This is a genomic window from Aquimarina sp. RZ0 (genome assembly GCF_008370685.1).
GTDB lineage: Bacteria > Bacteroidota > Bacteroidia > Flavobacteriales > Flavobacteriaceae > Aquimarina.
On sequence record NZ_VTZU01000147.1, the window covers coordinates 1 to 4,772 of the forward strand.

Below are 4,772 nucleotides of genomic sequence, written 5' to 3' on the forward strand. Positions count from 1 at the left end.
GTGTTGATTGCAGAACTACCAAGTCGTCCTATAGATAAGTCCATTGCAGAAGCTTGTCTATTGGCACATGTATTAGTTAGTAAATATATCGATCATTTACCTTTCTACCGACAGATCCAGATCTTTAAACGTGATTTTGGATGGGAACCAGCACAGAGTACCCTGGGTGATTGGATGGCAGGGTGTTGTAGGTTGCTCGAACCACTCTACAATACCTTGAAACAAAAAATATTGGAAAGTGACTACATTCAAGCTGACGAATCACCAATAAAAGTACTTGACAGCGATAAAAAAGGCAGTACACACCAGGGGTATCAATGGGTCTATCACGATCCCGTTCAAAAACTGGTACTCTTTAATTACCGTAAAGGTCGTGGGCAAAACGGTCCTAAAGAATTGTTGGCTAGCTATAGTGGTTATGTGCAATGTGACGGTTATAATGTATATGATAAGATAGCTGTGGGTCATAAACATATTACTTTGGCAGGTTGTTTGGTGCATGCCAGAAGGAAATTTTATGAAGCACTGGACAATGATAAACTCCGGGCAGAAAAGGCTCTTACCATTTTTAGGGATATTTATAAAAAAGAAAGGGAAATTAAGGAAGGGGCGAACGGGGATATAGAGAAGATCAAAAATTTGCGTATAAAAACCATAAAACCATTACTGGTACAGATCAAGGAGTGGGTCACACAAGAACAATATAATGTATTGCCCAAAAGTAAGATTGGAAAAGCTATGACGTATTTTGTAAATCAGTACCATAAATTTGAAAACATATTTTTGGATGGAAGAATCCAATTAGATAATAACAAAATAGAAAATGCCATCAGACCTATGGCTATTGGAAGAAAAAACTACCTTTTCTGTGGACCTCATAAATCAGCTCAAAATGCAGCAATATTATATTCTTTTTTTGGAAGTTGCAAAATGCAAGGTATCAATCCTAGAGAATGGCTAGCAAATATCTTAGAAAAATTACCTGACCATAGCATGCAAAAACTGGAAGAACTACTGCCTGGATATCAAGAAAAAATTACTACGTAGTTGCTCGGATGCATACCTTTCTAAAGAAAGATCATTAACTAGTTCTATATCAAAACTAAAAGGAAAAAAATTATCCAATGAAATATCTAATTATAACTAAAAAAAAATATCCTTAATCCTGATGCTTACATGCACCATAGCGGGGTATAGTCAATATGTATGGAATATAGAAGCGGAAAAAAAAAATGAAATACATCGGAGAGACTCCACCACTTGGGATCAAAAACTTTTTGAGATAGATTTAAATAATTTTAGGGAACAAAACATACCAGGGGGTGTTTTTCCGGTACCTAGATATAATCCGACAGGAGAGAAAAGTTTTATCGGATTGGGATATGATGGTAACTTTAAAGGAGTGATGATCAATAACAAACGTTTTCTTTACAATTGTTTTTATGCTACAAAAAACAAATTTAACGCATCTTTTATTGGGGACAAACAACAAGATGTTTTTTTTACTATTGCGATCTCTACAGATTTCATTGATCCCAAAGGCTTCAGTCACCTTCGATCCTCAATATACTCTAGAAATCATCCTAACTATTTAGCCAAAGGGTATTATAAAACCAAGAATAATACTATTGATTTTAATGCTTTTATTACGGGAGATCGTAACGCCTATGCTATTCTGAATGAACGTATTTTTAACTTAGCAATTGGTAAAATGATATTGATCGTTCCTCAACAAGATGGATCTCTACGATCTATGCAAATAGAAATCCCTTTACTATCAATTGAAAAAACTAAAGATTATGTAGAACAGATTTTAAAAGAAAATAATGAAGTGATTAACTTCTATTCCTGTGCAAAATGTATCTAATAATGTAATTATAATCGTATAAGGAGTGATAATATAATATTGAAATAAGACACAATAATATTTTGAAGGATTATCTAAAAAAAATAGGTCGAGTAGGTAAAGGGGAATCTCACCCCTAAACCTCTCACACAACTGTACGTGATAGTCTCCCATCATACGGCTCTTCAAGACCGAAGCATCTACATATCCCTCGATGCTTCGCTGATTTAACCAAATCATCCTCCGTAGAGTTGTAAGAATTAAACCATTATTGGTCTTGCTAACCCCTTCACTACCTCTAATTTTCAAAAAACATCTCTTAGTTTAAAATTATTTGGATACCGATAAATGAACACACAACATTATAAAATCAGAGCAAAGTTTAGAGCTAGATCCAAAGGTCATTTCCTTTTTTCGGTGGCGCTAAATTTTTATAATTTAAATTAAGAAATAAAAAATGCACAGATAAATCAATTGGCTCAGGTATACTTCCCTTGCTCCGATTCATATATTTGGCGTTGTAGCCAAAAAAAGTGATTCATGAAAAACAAAGTTGAAAACATTCTTTTTTCTCGTTTTTTAAAACAGAACATTCCTTTTGAATTAATTACAATTCAGGAGTTATATAAACGCGTTTTGGGAAGCAACTTTGATTTATCTAAACCACACCGAATTGATTTTCATGCACTAATTATTATTTTTGAGGGAGAAAGTAAACATACTATCGACTTTAAAGAAGAAATTTTATCTCCAGGGGTAATTCTCCCTATAACAAAAGGACAGGTTCATTCATTTAACAAAGAACTTACCGTCAAAGGTTATGTGATTGGTTTTGAAGAAAGCTTTATTACTCAAAACATAAACAATAAAAACCTATTTCATTTTCTACAAGTTTATCATACTTCAAATATTCAAATTGGCAAAGAAAACATTAATTCCTTGAAACTCATTTTGGAATTGACTCAAACCTTACTAAAGGATGTCGATACTAATTTGAAGTCAGAAATTATTCACTCTACCTTTATGACTTTACTTTTTCAAATCAAACGACTTGCTTGTAATCAACATGTTTTTTTTGATAGCGAAAGATTAAAAAATTTCTACCTATTTAAAGAATTAATTATTAAACACTATAGTGAAATACATAATGCAAAGGATTATGCGAAGAGATTAAATGTATCCTACAACTATTTAAATGAAATTTGTAAAGAAATTGTAAATAAAACAGCTAAGGATTTTATAGATAGTTGGTTATTATTAGAAATCAAACGAAACATTTCGGAACAAAGATATACATCTCAAGAAATTGCATTTAAAATGGGATTTAAAGAACCTTCTAACTTTATTCGCTTTTTTAAAAAATATACTAAAATAACCCCACTTCAATTTCAAGAAAAATTAAAAATAACTGACTCGATTTGAGATTGACTATCTAAAAAAAGAGATTGATAATTAACCAAAGACTATCCCTCCTGATATTTGTATCAAATAATATATGATATAAATTAAAACATAAAACATGAGTGAATTAAATGGTAAAGTAGCTGTTGTTACAGGAGGTAATAGTGGTATCGGTTATTCAACAGCCAAAAAGTTTAAAGAAGAAGGAGCAACTGTAATAATCATAGGTCGTTCAATAGAAAAAATAAATACGGCAGCAACTCAACTTAGTGTTAAAGGAGTCATTGCAGATGTTTCCAGTTTATCTGCAATTGATAATGCTGTTAATCAAATAAAAAGTGAGTTTGGGAACATTGATACCTTATTTGTTAATGCTGGTGTTTTCACTCCTGTACCCGTAGGTCAAATTACAGAAGATATGTTTGACAACTTAATGAATATTAATTTCAAAGGCGCAATATTTACAATTGAGAAATTTTTACCAATCCTTAATAATGGAGCTAGTATTATCAACCTATCTTCTATTAACGCCTATACGGGTATGCCAAATACAGCTGTTTATGGTGCATCAAAAGCTGCATTAAATTCATATACCCGAACAGCAGCAACTGAATTGGCTCCACGTAAGATTAGAGTAAACGCTGTAAATCCTGGCCCAATTGCGACTCCGATTTTTAGCAAAACAGGAATGTCTGAGGAACAACTAAAAGGAATGGAAGAAGCAATGCAAAATCGAATTCCACTTAAACGATATGGACGACCAGAAGAGATTGCTGAATTGGTAACTTTCCTAGCTTCTGATAAAGCATCTTTTATTACAGGTAGTGAATACAATATGGATGGAGGGGTCAATATTAATCCATTATTAGTGGGGTAATCTTTTTTTTGAATTTATTTGTTGTACCATTAGTTAAATTACATTATTTAGAAGAAAGTTTCATCAAACAAAAACGCAGAACAATCTGACAATTTAACAACTGAAACATTAGAAGGAACAGAAGTTCATCAAATTACATCTACAATCAATCAACAGACATATGATTTGTATGTAAAACTTCCAAAATCATATTATAAAACAGATAAAAAATTCCCAATTCTAATACTTACAGGTTCTGACTATTCCTTCCCTTTAGTTACAAGTATAAATAGACGACTAAACGTAAAAGAGTTTATTCTAATTAGAATTTCTTATTCAAAAGGAGAAAAGAATACTATTAGCAGAACAAGAGATTATATGCCTACATATATATTCTCCAAACGAACCTAGAGGACATTCTAAAGAGGCCAGATTAGCTTCTGGTAAAGCTGACAATTTTATTGCTTTTATTAAAAATGATGTGTTTGATTTTTTAAAGAAAACTTACAAAGTCGATATGATAAAAAAAGTATTTGCTGATCAGGAAGTGTAATTATAACCCTGTCTCAGGGTTAAGCCCCAGGAGGGCTCTGGGAGCTAGCTCCCAGAGCCCTCCTGGGGCTTGGTCGCTAAATCAAGTGCCACTCGATCTTCAAATCTAATATATAA

At 32.5% G+C, this 4,772-nt stretch carries 4 protein-coding genes; all 4 read left to right on the forward strand.

The window, feature by feature from the left end; translation table 11 throughout:
* Positions 1-1,047, forward strand: a 1,047-nt coding sequence (locus F0000_RS26500; RefSeq protein ID WP_149627715.1) for an IS66 family transposase, incomplete at its 5' end; no start/stop codon positions are given.
* 121 nt (positions 1,048-1,168) lie between these two features.
* Positions 1,169-1,867 carry a hypothetical protein gene (locus F0000_RS26505; RefSeq protein WP_149627716.1) on the forward strand — a complete coding sequence of 233 codons (699 nt, stop codon included), beginning with the start codon at positions 1,169-1,171 and terminating at the stop codon, positions 1,865-1,867.
* A 519-nt stretch (positions 1,868-2,386) separates the two neighbouring features.
* Complete coding sequence (locus tag F0000_RS26510; protein ID WP_149627717.1) at positions 2,387-3,268, forward strand: AraC family transcriptional regulator; 882 nt, start codon at positions 2,387-2,389, stop codon at positions 3,266-3,268.
* Between the two features lie 97 nt (positions 3,269-3,365).
* On the forward strand, positions 3,366-4,124 hold the full coding sequence (locus F0000_RS26515; RefSeq protein ID WP_149627718.1) for an SDR family oxidoreductase: 759 nt from the start codon (positions 3,366-3,368) through the stop codon (positions 4,122-4,124).
* Positions 4,125-4,772 lie beyond the last annotated feature (648 nt).

What these genes read in the sequence shown, in the direction of transcription:
- F0000_RS26505 (WP_149627716.1), top strand. Translation starts at nt 1,169, where the DNA reads ATGCTTACATGCACCATAGCGGGGTATAGTCAATATGTATGGAATATA.
- F0000_RS26510 (WP_149627717.1), top strand. Translation starts at nt 2,387, where the DNA reads ATGAAAAACAAAGTTGAAAACATTCTTTTTTCTCGTTTTTTAAAACAG.
- F0000_RS26515 (WP_149627718.1), top strand. Translation starts at nt 3,366, where the DNA reads ATGAGTGAATTAAATGGTAAAGTAGCTGTTGTTACAGGAGGTAATAGT.